The following is a 17,134-nucleotide window of genomic DNA, read 5'->3' as shown; positions in this document are numbered from 1 at the left end:
CGGCTTTTATTGTTTGCCTGCGAACCGGTCCGTCGCCCGGATCAACTGGTCGAGAATGCCGGGTTCCGAGAAAGCGTGACCAGCCCCTTCGATCAGGTGGAAGTCGGCCTTCGGCCATGCCTTGTGCAGCAGCCAGGCGTATTTGGCCGGGCAGGGCATGTCGTAACGTCCGTGGACGATGACGCCGGGAATATCCTTCAGCTTATGGGCATCGCGCAGCAACTGGCCTTCATCCATCCAGCCGGCATGGACGAAGAAGTGGTTCTCGATGCGCGCAAAGGCATAGGCGAAATCGGCTTCCTCGAATTTGCCGCTCGTCGATTTCTCGGGCAGCAGCGTGATCGTCTCGCCCTCCCAGATGCTCCAGGCCTGCGCGGCCTCGAGAGCAACCGCCCGGTCCGAACCGGTGAGCCGGCGGTTATAGGCGAGCATCATCTCATGGCGTTCTTCCGGCGGGATGGGTGCGACGAAGCGCTCCCACTTGTCCGGGAACATTTCGGAGACGCCGAACTGATAATACCAGTCGAGCTCGGCCCGCGTCAGCGTATAGATGCCGCGCACGATGAGTTCGGACACCCGCTCGGGATGTTTCTCGGCATAGGCGAGCGCCAGCGTCGAGCCCCAGGAGCCGCCGAAGACCTGCCATTTGTCGACGCCAACCATGTTCCGCAGCCGCTCGATATCGGCAACGAGATGCCAGGTGGTGTTGGACTCCAGGTTCGCATGCGGCGTGGACTTGCCGCAGCCGCGCTGGTCGAACAGCAGGACGTCATAGAGCTTTGGGTCGAACAGGCGGCGATGAACAGGCGAAATGCCGCCGCCGGGGCCGCCATGCAGGAAAACCGCCGGCTTGGCGCCCGGTGTACCGGAGCGTTCCCAATAGATCACATGGCCATCGCCGACATCGAGATGACCGCAGGCATAGGGTTCGATTTCGGGATAGAGCGTGCGCAGCACTTCCGTCATATCTTCACGCCTTTCGCCGGCCAGACTGCGGTATCGTGATCGGGATGCTGGAAGGATATGATCGCTTCCTGCCGGGCATAGAAGTCCGGGTCCTTGTGAACAGGCGCGTCGAAGATCGTCTCGACCCAGGGCAGGCGGGAATCGTAATTGACCTGGATCTGCGGCGCGAGGTCGCTGCGGTCGTCGAAGGTGCCGATCGCAAGCTCCAGACCGCCCGGATGGCGATAGGTCATCGGCGTGCCGCAATCGCGGCAGAAGCCGCGGTCGATATTGACCGAGGACTGGAAATAGGCGGGCTCGCCGCGCGTCCATTCCATGCCTTCTTCCGGCGCCGTCACCAGCGCGGAAAAGAAGCCGCCGAACTGCTTCTGGCACATGCGGCAATGGCAGATGGACGGGCGTCCGAGCTTGCCTGTGATGCGGAAGCGCACGGCGCCGCATTGGCAGCCGCCTGTTCTAGTCGTCTCGGTCATGAATGAGCTCCGGGTGGCCAGTGGGATGTATCGTGGTCTGGATGCTGGTGATTGCTCGCCGCGATCCTGTCCTCGCGATCGGTTGTTTCCGGTTCCGGTTCGACTGGCAAGCCGTCGATCACATGAAACCAGACCATTTTGCTGTCGAGATTGGACTGCATGACCGGCTTTACCGCCTGCGGATCATCGAGCGAGCCGAGCGTGATGTTGATGGAGTCGGCATCGGGAATGTCGTAGAAAAGCGGCGTGCCGCAATCGCCGCAGAAGCCGCGCCGCACGAGGCCGGAGGAGTGGAACCACCTGGGCTCGCCGCGCGTCAGCTCGAAACCTTCACGCATGGCCGCAGCAAGCGGCAGGAAATAATTGCCGGCGGCTTTCTGGCACATGCGGCAGTGGCAAATATGCGGATAGCCGAGTTCGCCGCGCGCCCGATAGCGAACTGCACCGCATTGGCACCCACCAGTTTGCTCCACCGTTTCCATCAGGCATGATCCTCCGGCGGCCAGACCGGCGTATCGTGATCCGGATGCTGATAGGAAACGATCTCGCGGAGAAAGGAGCCTGCCGCAAGATCCGCTTCGGTCCGCTCTCCGGGCAATTCGTGCAGATGATCGACGAAGCCGATCTTGCCTTCCACTCCCCATTGAATGGTCGGTGGCAGTTGCGACGGATCGTCGAATGCGCCAGCCGCAACCGCCATGCCGTCCGGCGCCTCATAGGTCAGCGGTGTGCCGCAATCGCCGCAGAAGCCACGGTTAACGAAATTCGAGGACCGGAAGCTCTTCCGCTGCCCCCTTGTCCATTCGAATTCCATTCCACGCACGGAAACCAGCGGCGCATAATAAGCACCGAACGCTTTCTGACACATTCGGCAATGACAGATCGACGAATCCGGCGGCGTCCCCCGCATCCGGAACCGGATCGCCCCGCATTGGCAGCCGCCGGTATAGACGTTCATTTCTTCACCTCCCACGTCGTCACGCGCTCACCCGTTGCCGGATCCTTGCCGTCCTTGAGCTGTATACCCTCGGCGGCAAGCGTATCGCGGATCTTGTCGGCTTCGGCGAAATTCTTCGCCTTGAGCAACTCCAGCCGAGCCTTGACCCGCGCATCGATTTCCGCCGCCACCGCCTCGTCGATCTCGGTCTTTTTCGGCAGCACGCCGAGCAGGGCCGCACTGGCGGCAAAAACGGCGTCGTTGCCGGAATGCGCCAGCGCATGCAGCGCCTGTACGGCCGCGACCGTATTGAGATCGTCGGCGAGCGCATTCAGCACCGTCTCGTCCGGCTTGGCATCACCGGGTTCGGCCGCCGGCCATTTGGCGAGCAGCCGTTCGGCCTCTTCCAGCCGCTTGACCGAAAAATCGATCGGCTCGCGGTAATGCGTCATCAGCATCGCAAGACGCAGCACTTCGCCCGGCCATTGCCGGCCGGCGAATGTCTCCGTGTGCAGCAGCTCGTAGATGGTGACGAAATTGCCTTCGGATTTCGACATCTTGCGGCCTTCGACCTGCAGGAAGCCGTTATGCATCCAGACATTCGCCATCACATCGGTGCCATGGGCGCAGCGCGACTGGGCGAGTTCGTTTTCATGATGCGGGAAGATCAGGTCCAGACCGCCGCCGTGGATATCGAAGACATCGCCGAGATAGCGCCCGCTCATGGCCGAGCATTCGATATGCCAGCCCGGACGGCCGCGACCCCAGGGGCTTTCCCAGCCGGGCTCGTTCTCGTCAGACAGCTTCCAGAGCACGAAGTCGCCGGGATTCTTCTTGTGTGCGTCGACGGCAACTCGGGCGCCGGCCTGTTGTTCATCGAGATTGCGCTTCGAGAGCTGGCCGTATTCGGCCATCGACTTCGTGTCGAACAGCACTTCGCCTGATGCCTGGTAGGCATGGCCGCGCGCAATCAGCCGCTCGATGATCTCGATCATCTGGGCGATATTGTCGGTCGCGCGCGGCTGCACCGTCGGCTCAAGGGAGCCGAGCGCCTTAGCATCATCGAGAAACTGCGTCTCGGTCTTTTCGGTGACCGCCCGGATCGCGTCGTTCAGCGGCAGGCCGGGATAATCCCTGAGCGCCCGCGCGTTGATCTTGTCATCGACATCGGTGATGTTGCGCGCATAGGTGACGTGGCTTTCGCCATAGACATGGCGCAGCAGGCGGAACAGCACGTCGAAGACGATGACCGGTCGCGCATTGCCGATATGGGCGTAATCGTAGACCGTCGGGCCGCACACATACATGCGGACATTTTCGGCATCGATCGGCTTGAAGACCGATTTCTCCCGCGTCAGCGTGTTGTACAGCTTCAGTTCCGGCGTACCGCCCATTTCACTCTCCTAAAATGCATATGCAGAAAAATACCACCACCGGCAGGCCGGGGCGTTTCGCATCTTGGACATTTGGGAGACGAAAACGGCCAGGCCAGCTTTGGGCTAGCGAATAATCTTCCGGCAAATAATGCAGGTAACCGTTTTCATGAGGCGTTTTATGGCGCGGGATCGGAGTTTGGTCAAGAGGGCGAGCAACGATCCGAGGCAACCTGAGTTATCTGTCTCGTCAATCGACTGCAGCGATGGACGCCCAGCGAAAGAGATGTGCTTGCGTTAAGATTTCTTGGTCATTTTCAAGACGTAAATTTCGCATAGCCAATTGCGAAGCCATTGAAAACAGGAGGAATGGGTGAGGGGAGTGGCACGATGGACAATCGGCGCGACCGCAATTCTGGCAGTCGCGTCCGCCGCATATTTCGCCTACGATTTCGGTATGGTCCGCTTCAACAATCCGTCTCTAAGCCGCTATCCGATCCAGGGTATCGATGTCAGCCACCATCAAGGCGACATCGATTGGAAAACCGTCGCCTCGAAGGCGAACGTGCGCTTCGCGATCATGAAGGCGACTGAAGGCGGAGATCACCGGGATTCCAAATTCGCTGAGAACTGGCAGCGTGCCGGAGATGCCGGACTAATAAGAGGCGCTTATCATTTCTTCACCTTCTGCCGCCCCGGCAAGGATCAGGCGCAGAATGTCCTCGCGACCGTGCCGAAGGAAGCGGGAACCCTGCCGATCGCCGTCGACCTGGAGTTCGTCGGCAATTGCGATAAGGTTCCGACGCTCGAGGAAATGGCTGCGGAAGTGAATGCGTTTTTCACGGAGCTCAAAGGCACTTTTCCGGAAAAGCCCATTTTTTACGTCACCGAGGAGTTCTTCGATCAATATCTGAAAGGCAATGAAGCGCGCTTCCCGGACCATTATCTGTGGCTGCGAAGCGTCTTCAAGGAGCCGACACAAGAGGGATGCAGTCGTTGGTCGATATGGCAATTCGCCGATAACGGCACCTTGGACGGCATTCAGGGACCGGTCGACCTTAACGCGTTGTGCCCGTCGGAGGCCTGTTTGGCTCATCTGTTCCCGACCGTTGCGGCGAATTGAAGCGTTCGGCTATTCCGGCAGCCGATAATCCACCAGCTTGTTCTCGCGCACAATGAACAACTTGCCGGTCTCGGTCACGCCGGGGCCGACCAGCGGCAGGATCGCCCTCGCCACTTCAGACGGATGCGGCAGGCTCATCGGATCTTCGCCGGGAACCGCCTGCGCGCGCATGGCCGTGCGCGTTGCGCCCGGATCGACGCTGGTGATGCGCAGCAGCGTGGTCTGCGTTTCGCCGGCCCAGGTGCGCGCCAGCGCCTCGACGGCGGCCTTGGAGGCGGAATAGGCGCTCCAGAAGGGGCGGCACTTATGCGCCGCACCCGAGGACATGATGACGGCGCGGCCGGCATCCGAGCGGGCCAGCAGCGGATCGACCGAGCGGATCAGCCGCCATGTGGCATTGACATTGATGTTCATGACCTTCTCGAAGACCTTCGCTTCGATATGGCCGATCGGCGAGATGACGCCGAGCACACCGGCATTGGCAACGAGAATGTCGAGCTTGCCCCAGCGCTCGAAGATCGAGCCGCCGAGACGATCGATTGCCTCCATATCGGCGAGATCGAAGGGCACGAGGGTGGCGGAACCGCCGACAGCCTTGATGGCATCGTCGAGCTCTTCCAGTCCGCCGACGGTACGGGCGCAAGCAATCACATGCGCGCCGGCCTTGGCGAGTTCGAGGGCGGTGAAATAGCCGATCCCGCGCGATGCGCCTGTGACCAGCGCGATCCTGCCTTCAAGATTGATGTTCATCTGCCCCGGCTCCGGATGTGCTTGAAAAGATAAGGGGCGCAATAAGCGCCCCAGATAGGAAAGTCAAAGCGGAAGCGGCTCAGCCGTTGCTGGCAAGCATGGAAATCTTGTTACCCATGGACTCGCCGTTCTTGTCAAGCAGGCGGGTCGGATAATCACCGGTAAAGTAATGGTCGGTGAACTGCGGGCGGGCCGGGTTGCGATCCTCGCCGCCGACGGCGCGATAAAGGCCGTTGATCGACAGGAAGGCCAGCGAATCCGCGCCGATATATTTGGCCATGGCTTCGACATCGGCATACTGGTTGGCGAGCAGCTTGTCGGCGTCGGGCGTATCGATGCCGTAGAAATCCGGGAAGAAGATCATCGGGCTCGCGACGCGGATATGCACTTCCTTGGCGCCCGCCTCGCGGATCATCTGCACGATCTTCAGCGAGGTCGTGCCGCGCACGATGGAATCGTCGACCAGCACCACGCGCTTGCCTTCGATCATCGCCCGGTTGGCGGAATGTTTCAGCTTCACGCCGAAGGCGCGAATCTGCTGCGTCGGCTCGATGAAGGTGCGGCCGACATAGTGGTTGCGAATGATGCCATATTCGAAGGGAATGCCGCTTGCCTGCGCATAGCCGAGCGCAGCCGGCGTGCCGCCATCGGGAACCGGCACGATCACGTCGGCATCGACAGGCGATTCCTTGGCGAGGTTCATGCCCATGTTTTTGCGCGTCGTATAGACGTTGCGGCCGCCAACGACCGAGTCCGGACGGGCGAAATAGACATATTCGAACAGGCAGAGGCGCTCCGGCTGCTGCTTGCTCGGCTTGCGCGCATCAATGCTGATCGAGCCGTCAGGCTGGATTTCGCAGATGACGACTTCGCCATTTTCCACGTCGCGGATGAACTTCGCGCCGATGATGTCGAGCGCGCAGGTTTCCGAGCAGAAGATCGGCTTGCCGTCCAGTTCGCCCATCACGAGCGGGCGGATGCCGGTGGGATCGCGCGCCGCGATAAGCTTCGTGCGCGTCATGGCGAGCATCGAATAGCCGCCTTCCATCTGGCGGATGGCATCGATGAAGCGATCGGCTGTGGACGTGTGGCGGGAGCGGGCGATGAGGTGGAGAACGACTTCGGTATCCGAGGTCGACTGACAGATGGCACCGGTGGCAATGATCTGGCGGCGCAGCGTCAGGCCATTGGTGAAGTTGCCGTTATGGGCAATGGCGATGCCGCCTTCTTCCAGTTCGGCGAAGAGCGGCTGAACGTTGCGCATCGCCACTTCGCCGGTCGTGGAGTAGCGCGTATGGCCCATCGATATGCTGCCGGGCAGGCGGGCGAGCGTCATCGGATTGGTATAGTGGTCGCCGACGAGGCCCATATGGCGTTCCTGATGGAAGCGCTTGCCGTCGAAGGAGACGATACCGGCCGCTTCCTGCCCGCGATGCTGCAGGGCGTGCAGGCCGAGCGCCGTCAGCGCCGCGGCATCGTCATGTCCCAGAATTCCGAAAACGCCGCATTCTTCATGCAGCGTATCTCCGTCGAGCGGATCGTCAGTCGGGAAGGAATGGGACTGGTTCATTTCTGCGGGCCTCTGCTCTCACAAGAATGGATCGGCATTTCCAATTGCATGATACCGGAAATCTCTAAGCTTTCCGATAGCCTCACGCTCAACGACACCTGTCTCAAAGTCGGTTCGCCGGCTCTGAAACGGTTGAGGCCCGGCAAAGCGAAATGCCCGGCCGGACCTTTGGTCTTACGCCCCGCTCAAATGGCAATTGCCAGGCTGCGGGTCAAGCTAGTGAACACTGCGTCAATTCGATGGCTGCTGTGCGCCATTGTTAGGCGCGGGTGCTGCGTCTTCCGCCGGAGCCTGATCGCTGGCCGGCGCATTGTCTTCCGTCGGCTTCGCGCCACCAAGCTTCTCGGTGATGCTCTTCTGGATCATCTGGGCGAATTCATCCGGCAGGACCGCCTGCAGGCGAACGACGAGAGAATCCAGGAACGGCTTCGATTTCGCGTTGTTGACCCAAGCCGGACGGTGATCGGCATCGACCAGCCAGTTCCAAAAGGCAACGGCCACGACAAGCAAAAGTATGCCGCGCGCCGCACCGAAGAGGAAGCCCAAAGTGCGGTCGAGCGCGCCGATACGGCTGTCGATGATGAAATCGGCGATCTTCATCGTGATGAAGGAGATGACGATCAGCGCGATCAGGAAGACGACGGCGGCAGAACCAACGATCGCGATGCGGTCATCGTCGGTATATTTCTTCGCATAAGGCACGAGGTAGGGGTAGAGATAGTATGCGGCGGCGGCTGAGCCGCCCCAGCTCGCGATCGAAAGGACTTCGCGCGAGAAGCCGCGGACCATTGCCAAAACGGCGGAGAAGAGCACGACGCCGATGACAATACCGTCGAAAATCGTAATGGGCATGTAAATTCCACTCCAGACTGCCGCCTTGCGGGCCGCGTCGCGCCTTGTTTGGCTGATCCTATAGCATCCCCGCTATCGGTGATGAAGGATCAAACGTCTTCTTCCACACGCTGCAACGCGCCCTTGGACCCGGCAATGCGCGCGACCAGATCCGGCAGGCTCTCGATCTCGCTCCAGCGGCCGCCGCCCTTCGGCAGTTCGGCGGAGCCGGACGGTAACAGAGCCGCCGAAAACCCCAGCTTTTCGGCTTCTTTAAGGCGCTGGGCTGTTTGCGCAACCGGCCGGACAGCGCCCGACAGACTGACTTCGCCGAAATAGACGCAATCGGCCGGAAGGGCAATACCGGCAAGCGAGGAAACCAGGGCCGAGGCAACGGCAAGATCGGCCGCCGGTTCCGAGATGCGGAAGCCGCCGGCAATGTTGAGATAGACGTCGTGCTGGCCGAGCCGCACGCCGCAATGGGCCTCCAGAACTGCAAGGATCATCGACAGGCGCGCGGAGTCCCAGCCGACGACGGCGCGCCGCGGCGTACCGAGCGAGGTTGGCGCCACTAGCGCCTGCACTTCGACGAGAACAGGCCGCGTGCCTTCCATGCCGGCAAAGACGGCCGCACCCGGCGATTTCTCGTTGCGCTCGCCAAGGAAGAGTTCCGAGGGGTTGGCGACTTCGCGCAGGCCCTTGTCCGACATTTCGAAGACGCCGATTTCGTCGGTCGGCCCGAAGCGGTTTTTTACGGTGCGCAGGATGCGGTAGTGGTGACCGCGGTCGCCTTCGAAATATAGCACGGCATCGACCATGTGCTCGACGACGCGAGGGCCGGCGATCTGTCCGTCCTTGGTCACATGGCCGACGAGCACCATGGCCGCACCCGTCTGCTTGGCAAAACGGATCATCGACTGCACGCCGGTGCGCACCTGCGTCACCGTGCCCGGCGCGGATTCGGCAAGCTCGCTCCAGAGCGTCTGGATGGAATCGATGATGACGAGGTCGGGGCGTTTGCCGTCCGCGAGCGTCGCGAGAATGTCCTCGACATTGGTTTCCGCTGCCAGCAGCACGTCGGTATCGGCGGCCGCCAGCCGCTGGGCGCGCAACCGCACCTGCGCCACCGCCTCTTCGCCCGAAACATAGATAATCCGGTGTCCGCGCCGCGAGAGTGCAGCCGCCCCCTGCATGAGCAGCGTCGACTTGCCGATGCCGGGATCGCCGCCGACGAGCACGGCAGAACCGCGCACGAAGCCGCCGCCGGTCACCCGGTCGAGTTCGGAAATGCCGGTATGGATACGCGGCGCTTCCTCGATCTCGCCTGACAGAGCCGTCAATGCGACCGGACGGCCCTTCTTCGGCGTCTTCGCCGGGCCGCCGCCGATGCCGCCCATCGGATCTTCCTCGACGATGGTGTTCCACTCGCCGCAATTGTCGCATTTGCCGGCCCAGCGGTTATGCACCGCGCCGCAGCTCTGGCAGATGAATCGTGTTTTGGCCTTGGCCATCAATGACTGCTTTCGGGTAGAGGGCGTGGCTGACGCCCGAATCGGAGTTTTGCCCTAGATAATGGCTTCCGGCATCGATCAAAACTAATGATTTTCCCATCAAGGCTCTGGCTGGCAGCATCGGCGCCTGTCAAAGGATGCCTCATGCTCGATTATTCGCTCGCCCACTGGATCGGTTTCTTCACCGCGGCGGTTCTCCTGAACCTCTCGCCCGGTCCCGACATGGCCTTCATTCTCGGCCACACGATCAAGAGCGGTACACGCGCCGGCTTCTCGGCGGTGTTCGGTATCTGGACGGGCGCCTGCATCCATGTGCTTCTCGCCGCCTTCGGCCTGTCGGCGATCCTCGCCGCCTCGGCCATCGCCTTTTCAGCCGTCAAATGGGTCGGCGCGGTCTATCTCGTCTGGCTCGGCATCCAGGCGCTGCGTTCAAAAGGCGAGGGCGGTTTCGTCAAGGCGGCCGGCGAGACGCTCGGCTGGCGGCGCATCTATCGGCAGGGCGTGCTGGTCTCGCTGCTCAATCCGAAAGTGGCGATCTTCTTCCTCGCCTTCCTGCCGCAATTCGTCGTCGAGGGCGCAGGTCCGACGTGGCTGCAGCTTACCGTCCATGGCGGCCTCATCATCGTCGTCGCCGTCTTCATCGAGCCGCCGCTGATCCTTGCGGGAGGGCGGCTCGCGGGTCTCTTCAAGAGCAACGCGAAGATCGGCCTGTGGCTAGACCGCGGCCTCGGCGCGCTCTTCGTGGCGCTCGGCGTTCGCCTCGCGCTAACGAGCCGCTGAGCTATTCCTCGTCCATCTCGTATTTGCGTTCATGGCGTAGGCCGATGCTCGTCAGCATCTCGTAGCCGATCGTGCCCGCAGCCTTTGCCGCATCGTCGACGAGAATGTTCTTGCCGAAGAGTTCGATATAGTCGCCGGCGCGCACGGCGCCGTCAGGCAGGTCGGTCACGTCGAAGATCGTCTGATCCATGGTGATGCGCCCTGCGACCGGCACCTTCTGGCCGGCGACAAAACCCTGTCCACCTTGCGGCACGGCCTGGCGCAACGGCACGCCGCCGCTCGACTGGCTGCGCATATAGCCATCGGCATAACCGGCCGCGACAATCGCCAGCCGGCTGTCGCGCGTCAGCTGCAGTGCTCGCCCGTAGCTGACGGTTTCACCGGCCCTGACCGTGCGGATCTGGATGATGCGGGCTTCGGCCGTCGCCACCGGTCGCATCGGGTTCGCCATCCCATTGACGGCCTGCCCGCCATAGAGCGCGATGCCCGGCCGGGTGAGATCGAAGTGATAGTCATCCCCGAGGAAGATGCCGCCTGACGCAGCAAGGCTTGAATCGATACCTTCATAGGCAGCGCTAACCATGCGGAATGATTCAAGCTGCTGCCTGTTCATGTCTGAGGATTGATCGTCGCCGCAGGCGAGATGGCTCATGACGAGCACGGGCGCAAAACTCGCCGGCCGCGACACGTCGTTGGCGAGCGCGATGGCTTCATCAACCGTCAGACCGAGCCGGTTGAAGCCGGTATCGACATGCAGCGCGCAAGGATAATCGCCATATTCCGCCAGCACCGCCATCCAGAAGGCAAGCTGTTCTTCCGAAGAGATGATCGGCACCAGATCGTTTTCGAAGAAGCGCCTCTCGGTGCCGGGCCAGATGCCGGCCAGCACGAAGATGCGCGCCTCAGGCGCAAACATGCGCAGCGTCACGCCCTCATCGACGGTTGCCACGAAGAAATCCCGCGCCCCGGCAAGGTAGAGCGCTTCGCCGGCATCCTCGATCCCCATCCCATAGGCATCCGCCTTGACGACGGCCGCCGTGCGCGCCTTTCCGGAGCGGCGAGCCATATCCCGCCAATTGTCGGTCAGCGCCGTCAGGTCGACGGTCAGCCGTAGGCCGGCGGAGGCGAAAAGGTCGTCGTCTTCGAAGGGGATAGAGAAATCTGTCATGATCGCCGCGATGAAAGGGAAAGGAATTGTTCAAAATACTTTAGAGAGCATTGTGGCAAAGAGAAAGCATGAGCGGCGACATGCCAGCCTTTCCCCACATGCGATCACTTTTGTTCAAGACGTGTATGAGCCGGCGCGTTAATCTGATGAGATGCAGAACGTTTCGCAGAAAGAGGCGGCAGACGCCATGCCGCTCGCCAAGGTGGAATCGGCCCGCTTCTGGCGGGACAGCCGCTTCCGCGATATGGAGTGCCTGAGCGCCAGCTTCCTGACGCATGAATATGCGCCGCATGCGCATGACACGTTCAGCATCGGCGCGATCGAAAGCGGCAGCCAGATCGCCACGCTCCGCGGCAGGCGGGAAGAAACCGGACCCGGCGACCTCTATCTGATCGATCCCGGCGTTGTCCACGATGGCGCTCCCGGCGGCGAGGGTTACCGCTACCGGATGATCTATCCGGATACGAAACTCTTCATCGATATTCTGGAGGATGTCACCGGCAAGGCCTTCAATGCGACGCCCTCCTTTGCCGGCGGGCTGCCTCGCGATCCGCAGCTTGCCAAGGCCTTCCATGCCGCCCACCGCACGCTCGAAAGCGGGGCCGGCGCACTGGAATCCGACGAAAGCATGTTTTCGGTGCTGGCAGCGATCTTCGCCCGTTACGGCAGCACCATCGTCGTACCAGTCGATACGAAGGAGCGCAGCGCCGTTGCCCGCGCTCGCGATTATCTCATCGAGAATTTCGACAGCGATGTGAACCTCGAGGAACTGGCCGGCGTGGCGGGGCTAAGCCGCGCGCACCTGATCCGCGCCTTTCGCAGAGAATATCACATTACCCCACACGCCTTCCTGACGGACCGGCGCGTTCTTGTCGCCCGCCAGCTGCTGCGGGAGGGCCGCATGTCGGCCGATGTCGCCGCAGAATGCGGTTTCGCCGACCAGGCGCATTTCACCCGCCACTTCAAATCGCGAACCGGCGTCACGCCCGGCCAGTTCCGCGCCGGGTAATCACTTTCGTTCAATACAGCCCTTGTCAGGCCCGGCTATGTCTCCGCCGTCTTGATAAGGAGCTTGCCATGTTGCAGCAAAGCCGGCCGGCCGGCGAATTTATAGCCGGAATGCGTACCATTTTCCCGCTGATCGTCGCCGTCTTGCCGATCGGCCTCGTCTTCGGTGCGGTCGCGGCGACCAAAGGACTTTCCCCACTGGAAACGACATTGATGAGCGCGTTCGTCTTCGCCGGCGGCTCGCAATTCGTGGCGATGGATATCTGGACCCATCCGGCGAGCTGGATCGGCGTCGGCTTCGCGGCACTGCTCGTCAATATCCGTCACGTGCTCATGAGCGCCTCTATCGGCACGAAGATGCAGTCCTTCTCCAGCGTCAAACGCTATATCGCCATGCTCTTCCTGGCTGATGAGCTCTGGGCCATGGCGGAATTCCGCGCCGGCAGCACACGGCTCACACCCGCCTGGTATGCCGGCATCGTCATGCCCTTCTACCTGACCTGGGTCGGCTCGTCGCTGGCGGGCGCTCTGCTCGGTGCCTTCCTCGGCGATCCCGCTGTTATCGGTCTCGACTTTGCCTTTCCGGCTGTCTTCGTCGTGCTGGTCATGGGCTTCTGGAAGGGGCCGGAAACCGGTGCCGTGCTCGCCGCAAGCGCAGTCGCATCCGTGGCCGTCCACCATTTCGTGCCAGGGGTCTGGTATATCGCGGCCGGTGCATTGGCCGGGCTCGTGACCGCTCTCTGGCAGGGCAGGGCGAAGGAGCAGGCGGTATGACGCTCGATCTGAACACTCTGCTTGCCATCCTTGCGATGGCCGCCGCAACGATCCTTACCCGCGTCAGTGGCCTTGTGCTGATCCGCTACGTGGAGATCGATGAGAACAGGAGAATGGCAATCGAAGCCATCCCGCCGGCTGTGTTGATGGCCGTGATCGCCCCGACTGCCTTTGCGACCGGCTGGGCTGAGACATTGGCTTGCGCGGTAACGGCGATTGCCGCCAGCCGCCTGCCAATGCTGGCAAGCGTCGTCCTCGGCGTCGCGACGGTAGCCTTGCTGCGGGCGGCGGGGTTTTGAAAGAAATTGACGCGGTAAACCCGCGTCAATGCTCCTCATACTGCGTGAAGGACGGATCGGCGAGATCGGCAAAGCGCGTGAATTCCGACTGGAAGGCGAGCTTCACCGTGCCGGTCGGTCCGTGACGCTGCTTGGCGATGATGACGTCGGCCGTGCCCTTCACCTTGTCGAAAAGCGCTTCCCATTCCGGATATTTCGGATCGTGGATATCGCGCGGTTCCATATTCTTGACGTAATATTCCTCGCGGAACACGAAGAGCACGACGTCGGCGTCCTGCTCGATCGAGCCGGATTCGCGAAGGTCGGAAAGCTGCGGGCGCTTGTCCTCGCGGCTTTCGACGGCGCGCGAGAGCTGGGAGAGCGCGATGATCGGCACGTTCAGTTCCTTGCCGAGCGCCTTGAGGCCGGTGGTGATCTGGGTGATTTCCTGAACGCGGTTTTCGTTGGATTTGCCGGAGCCTGTCATCAGCTGCACGTAGTCGACGACGAGCACGTCGAGCCCGCGCTGGCGCTTGAGACGACGCGCGCGCGCTGAAAGCTGGGCGATCGAGATACCACCGGTCTGGTCGATATAAAGCGGCACTTTCTGCATCATCATCGAGCAGGCGACGAGCTTTTCGAAATCGGCATCGTTGATATCGCCGCGGCGGATCTTCGAGGAAGAGACTTCCGTCTGCTCGGAGATGATACGCGTGGCGAGCTGTTCGGACGACATTTCGAGCGAATAGAAGCCGACGACGCCGCCGTTCTTCGCCTTCATGCTGCCGTCGGACTGCACTTCGCCTTCGTAGGCGGCGGCAATGTTATAGGCGATGTTGGTCGCAAGCGAGGTCTTGCCCATACCCGGGCGACCGGCGAGAACGATCAAGTCCGAACGCTGCAGCCCGCCCATCTTGGAATCGAGCGAATGGATGCCGGTGGAAATGCCCGAGAGGCCGCCGTCGCGTTCCTTGGCAACGGCCGCCATGTCGATGGCAAGCGCCACCGCATCGTTGAAAGCCTGGAAGCCGCCATCGTAGCGGCCGTTTTCGGCAAGCTCGAAAAGCCGGCGCTCGGTATCTTCGATCTGCGCCTGCGGCGGCATGTCGAGCGGCGCGTCATAGGCGATATTGACGACATCCTCGCCGATGGTGATCAGCGCGCGGCGGATCGCCAGGTCATAGATCGCCCTTCCATAGTCTTCGGCATTGATGATCGTCACGGCGCCGGTGACGAGGCTGGCGAGATATTGCGAAACGGTGATGTCGCCGACCTTCTCGTCGGCCGGCAGGAAGGTCTTGACCGTGACCGGGTTGGCGATCTTGCCCATGCGAATGATGTCGCCGGCGACCTCGAAGATCTTCCGATGCAGTGGCTCGTAAAGATGTGTGGGCTTGAGGAAGTCCGACACCCGGTAATAGGCATCGTTGTTCATCAGGATGGCGCCGAGCAGCGCCTGTTCGGCCTCGATGTTGTTCGGCGCTTCGCGATAGTGCTGCTCTGCAGGAGCAACGGCGGCAATCTTTCGTGCAGCTTCGTTCATCGTCATCCGTACTGTCTTTTATCCAAAACCCGGATTTGCAGGGCGGGCCGCATAAAATCAAGTGTCGCGCAGCAACAGCTTTCAGGCGATGGTCAAATCGGCAGCGCTTTGCACATTCTTCGACTTCTCCACAGTCGGTGGATCCGCTGAGGAGAAATATCCTGACTGTCGCTTGCGGGACACGCCGCCCGCGGCGACTCACTTTGTCATTCCAGCATGTGGTCAGTGTAGCGCCCTTGATTCGATGGCGCAGCAAAAAAGCCCGTCATTCCCCAAGCTTAGCAGGCCCCATGTCCAGCAGACGTTCCGACCAACAAAAAAGCCCGGCGTGAGCCGGGCTTTCCGTTCCGTCTGAAGACGGGAATTATGCTTCGTCTTCGGCAACGCCGTCGGCTTCCGGATCGAAGAAATCTTCCGGACGCAGGGCATCTTCGTCAACGCCGTAGATGGCGTCGACCGAGGTGAGCTCTTCGCCCTTGGACTGACGCTCGGCTTCTTCGGTGGAGCGGGCAACGTTCAGCTCGATGTTGATTTCAACTTCGGCATGGAGCTGCAGTTCGACCTTGTGCAGGCCGATCGCCTTGATCGGCGTGTTGAGGTGAACCTGGTTGCGGGCAATGTTGAAGCCTTCTGCGGCCAGAACGTCGACGACGTCACGGGCAGCGACGGAGCCGTAGAGCTGGCCGGTTTCGCCGGCAGAGCGGACGACGATGAAGGACTTGCCGTCGAGAACGTCGGCGACCTTCTGGGCTTCGGACTTGCGCTCGAGGTTACGGGCTTCGAGCGTTGCGCGCTCGGATTCGAAGCGGGCCTTGTTGGCAGCGTTGGCGCGCAGTGCCTTGCCAAGCGGCAGGAGGTAGTTGCGTGCGAAGCCGTCGCGAACCTTTACGGTTTCGCCCATTTGGCCGAGCTTGGAGATGCGTTCGAGAAGAATGACGTCCATGGTGTTTTTCCTTTCTTGTTCTCAGATTTCGGTATCGGTTTGTTTGGGGGCATCAGCATCCTTGGTCGGGGTCAGGGCGATCGCCTTGCGGGTATCGGCGAGACCAAGCACGAGGATGAAAAGCGCTGGCAGCATCATCGTGCATGCCAGGTAGCTGATGATGAGGGCCGGCAGGCGCCAGTCCTTGCCGCGGGTGCGGAAATGCAGCGCGGCGAAGCCGGACATCAGGAAGCCGGCGCCGAAGGCTCCGACAACCGTGGCGCCGATCATCGCCGGAACGCCGCCCATGAACGTGGCGGCAAGGCCGGCGAGGAAGATGAAGATCGAATTGCGGTTCATGCGCAGCGAGGAGGGAATGTCTTCGCGCGGACGCAGGCCCTTGCCGGAAGCATTCACGATGCGGGTCGCGATGTAATAGGCGGCAAACAGCATCATCACCCAGATGCCGCCCTGCAGCGCCGGCAGCATGAGCACGACGAGCGACTTCGTCTGCGCGGTCGCGGCCGGATCGGGAATGAATGTCGGCTGCTGTTCCTGCAGCGACGCCATCAGCACATCGACCATCTGGTCGGTAATCTCAGGCCCGTAACCGATCATGATGCCGGTGACGATGACGGCGAAGGTGACGAGACCGCACAGATGCAGCAGGATATCGGACAGCGGATACCAGGCGAGCAGATGGTCGGGGCCGCCGAGTTCGGAAGCCGGGCGCGCGAGGTTCGCAAGGTGGCTCAGCCAACCAGCGGGCAGCAGCGTCACCAGCGTCATGACGAGCGCGAAGGACGGGGAAATGGCGATGGCGCCGAGCACCGCGGCGGTGACGACGGCCGAAATGGCGGCTGCATTGCCCCAGCCGAGGCCGACGAGCAGGATCGGAAGCGCGGAAGCGGCATAGAGCACGGCGCTGAACGACGGCTGCATGCTCGCGCCAAGCACCAGCAAGGCGGCGGTCAATCCGGCGAGTGCGCCGGTCGCAAGCGTTTTCAGGTTCGGTCGTGTCACTTCGCTGTCCTGCTTCATCAAGCAGTTAGAGGATTTCCCTGATCAAATTCGGGAGATGCCTCAACATGGGTTTTCAGGTTCCGATCCGCGCCCATCGCGGAAGG

General features: G+C 61.6%; 18 protein-coding genes. 5 read left to right on the top strand and 13 right to left on the bottom strand.

Annotated features, from left to right (window positions below):
• Positions 1-6: 6 nt before the first annotated feature.
• The 5 genes from pip to cysS are packed head-to-tail and all read right to left on the bottom strand — an operon-like array spanning position 7 to position 3,770.
• Positions 7-966, bottom strand: a complete 960-nt coding sequence (pip, locus tag FHT82_RS12885) for a prolyl aminopeptidase (protein WP_183730698.1) — start codon at positions 964-966, stop codon at positions 7-9.
• Entirely contained in the window at positions 963-1,439 is a 477-nt protein-coding gene (locus tag FHT82_RS12880; protein WP_132651032.1) for a GFA family protein, read from the bottom strand. The genes pip and FHT82_RS12880 overlap by 4 nt, the downstream gene beginning before the upstream one ends.
• Positions 1,436-1,921 (bottom strand): GFA family protein, encoded by a 486-nt coding sequence (locus tag FHT82_RS12875; protein WP_183730696.1) that lies wholly within the window; start codon positions 1,919-1,921, stop codon positions 1,436-1,438. The genes FHT82_RS12880 and FHT82_RS12875 overlap by 4 nt, the downstream gene beginning before the upstream one ends.
• Positions 1,921-2,397 (bottom strand): GFA family protein, encoded by a 477-nt coding sequence (locus FHT82_RS12870; protein ID WP_183730693.1) that lies wholly within the window; start codon positions 2,395-2,397, stop codon positions 1,921-1,923. The genes FHT82_RS12875 and FHT82_RS12870 overlap by 1 nt, the downstream gene beginning before the upstream one ends.
• Positions 2,394-3,770 carry a cysteine--tRNA ligase gene (gene cysS, locus FHT82_RS12865; RefSeq protein WP_183730690.1) on the bottom strand — a complete coding sequence of 459 codons (1,377 nt, stop codon included), beginning with the start codon at positions 3,768-3,770 and terminating at the stop codon, positions 2,394-2,396. Before cysS ends, FHT82_RS12870 begins: the two co-directional genes overlap by 4 nt.
• Positions 3,771-4,122: 352 nt before the next feature.
• Between cysS and FHT82_RS12860 the strand changes: the two genes are divergently transcribed.
• Complete coding sequence (locus tag FHT82_RS12860; RefSeq protein WP_183730687.1) at positions 4,123-4,872, top strand: GH25 family lysozyme; 750 nt, start codon at positions 4,123-4,125, stop codon at positions 4,870-4,872.
• A gap of 9 nt (positions 4,873-4,881) precedes the next feature.
• On the opposite strand, the gene FHT82_RS12855 is transcribed toward FHT82_RS12860, so the two are convergent.
• The 4 genes from FHT82_RS12855 to radA all read right to left on the bottom strand — a co-directional run bounded on the left by FHT82_RS12855 (position 4,882) and on the right by radA (position 9,534).
• Positions 4,882-5,622, bottom strand: a complete 741-nt coding sequence (locus FHT82_RS12855; protein ID WP_183730684.1) for an SDR family NAD(P)-dependent oxidoreductase — start codon at positions 5,620-5,622, stop codon at positions 4,882-4,884.
• A gap of 79 nt (positions 5,623-5,701) precedes the next feature.
• Entirely contained in the window at positions 5,702-7,192 is a 1,491-nt protein-coding gene (gene purF, locus FHT82_RS12850; RefSeq protein ID WP_183730681.1) for an amidophosphoribosyltransferase, read from the bottom strand.
• Positions 7,193-7,423: 231 nt separating this feature from the next.
• The gene (locus tag FHT82_RS12845) at positions 7,424-8,044 is read right to left on the bottom strand and encodes a CvpA family protein (RefSeq protein WP_183730679.1); all 621 of its coding nucleotides are present in this window, start codon (positions 8,042-8,044) and stop codon (positions 7,424-7,426) included.
• A gap of 89 nt (positions 8,045-8,133) precedes the next feature.
• Positions 8,134-9,534: a DNA repair protein RadA gene (gene radA, locus FHT82_RS12840; RefSeq protein WP_183730676.1), complete on the bottom strand. Its 1,401-nt coding sequence runs from the start codon at positions 9,532-9,534 to the stop codon at positions 8,134-8,136.
• 144 nt (positions 9,535-9,678) lie between these two features.
• On the opposite strand from radA, the gene FHT82_RS12835 reads away from it, so the two are divergent.
• Positions 9,679-10,314 carry a LysE family translocator gene (locus FHT82_RS12835; protein ID WP_183730673.1) on the top strand — a complete coding sequence of 212 codons (636 nt, stop codon included), beginning with the start codon at positions 9,679-9,681 and terminating at the stop codon, positions 10,312-10,314.
• Position 10,315: 1 nt separating this feature from the next.
• On the opposite strand, the gene alr is transcribed toward FHT82_RS12835, so the two are convergent.
• Positions 10,316-11,482, bottom strand: coding sequence for an alanine racemase (alr, locus tag FHT82_RS12830; RefSeq protein ID WP_183730670.1), 1,167 nt, complete (start codon positions 11,480-11,482; stop codon positions 10,316-10,318).
• A gap of 187 nt (positions 11,483-11,669) precedes the next feature.
• Here alr and FHT82_RS12825 point away from each other — a divergent pair, with 187 nt between their 5' ends.
• From FHT82_RS12825 to FHT82_RS12815, 3 genes are all read left to right on the top strand, one after another.
• Positions 11,670-12,491, top strand: a complete 822-nt coding sequence (locus FHT82_RS12825) for an AraC family transcriptional regulator (protein WP_183731024.1) — start codon at positions 11,670-11,672, stop codon at positions 12,489-12,491.
• A 68-nt stretch (positions 12,492-12,559) separates the two neighbouring features.
• Complete coding sequence (locus FHT82_RS12820) at positions 12,560-13,264, top strand: AzlC family ABC transporter permease (protein WP_183730667.1); 705 nt, start codon at positions 12,560-12,562, stop codon at positions 13,262-13,264.
• Positions 13,261-13,563, top strand: coding sequence for an AzlD domain-containing protein (locus FHT82_RS12815; RefSeq protein ID WP_183730664.1), 303 nt, complete (start codon positions 13,261-13,263; stop codon positions 13,561-13,563). Before FHT82_RS12820 ends, FHT82_RS12815 begins: the two co-directional genes overlap by 4 nt.
• Positions 13,564-13,588: 25 nt before the next feature.
• On the opposite strand, the gene FHT82_RS12810 is transcribed toward FHT82_RS12815, so the two are convergent.
• The 3 genes from FHT82_RS12810 to FHT82_RS12800 all read right to left on the bottom strand — a co-directional run bounded on the left by FHT82_RS12810 (position 13,589) and on the right by FHT82_RS12800 (position 17,030).
• Positions 13,589-15,085: a replicative DNA helicase gene (locus tag FHT82_RS12810; RefSeq protein ID WP_183731022.1), complete on the bottom strand. Its 1,497-nt coding sequence runs from the start codon at positions 15,083-15,085 to the stop codon at positions 13,589-13,591.
• A gap of 364 nt (positions 15,086-15,449) precedes the next feature.
• On the bottom strand, positions 15,450-16,028 hold the full coding sequence (gene rplI / locus FHT82_RS12805) for a 50S ribosomal protein L9 (protein ID WP_183730661.1): 579 nt from the start codon (positions 16,026-16,028) through the stop codon (positions 15,450-15,452).
• 21 nt (positions 16,029-16,049) lie between these two features.
• The gene (locus FHT82_RS12800; RefSeq protein WP_183730658.1) at positions 16,050-17,030 is read right to left on the bottom strand and encodes a DUF2232 domain-containing protein; all 981 of its coding nucleotides are present in this window, start codon (positions 17,028-17,030) and stop codon (positions 16,050-16,052) included.
• Positions 17,031-17,134: the final 104 nt, after the last annotated feature.

Origin of the sequence: Rhizobium sp. BK275 (genome assembly GCF_014193555.1) — a bacterium.
Classification (GTDB): Bacteria; Pseudomonadota; Alphaproteobacteria; order Rhizobiales; family Rhizobiaceae; genus Rhizobium.
The sequence above is the reverse complement of the archived record's forward strand: the minus strand, read 5'-3'. Positions and strand labels throughout refer to the sequence as shown.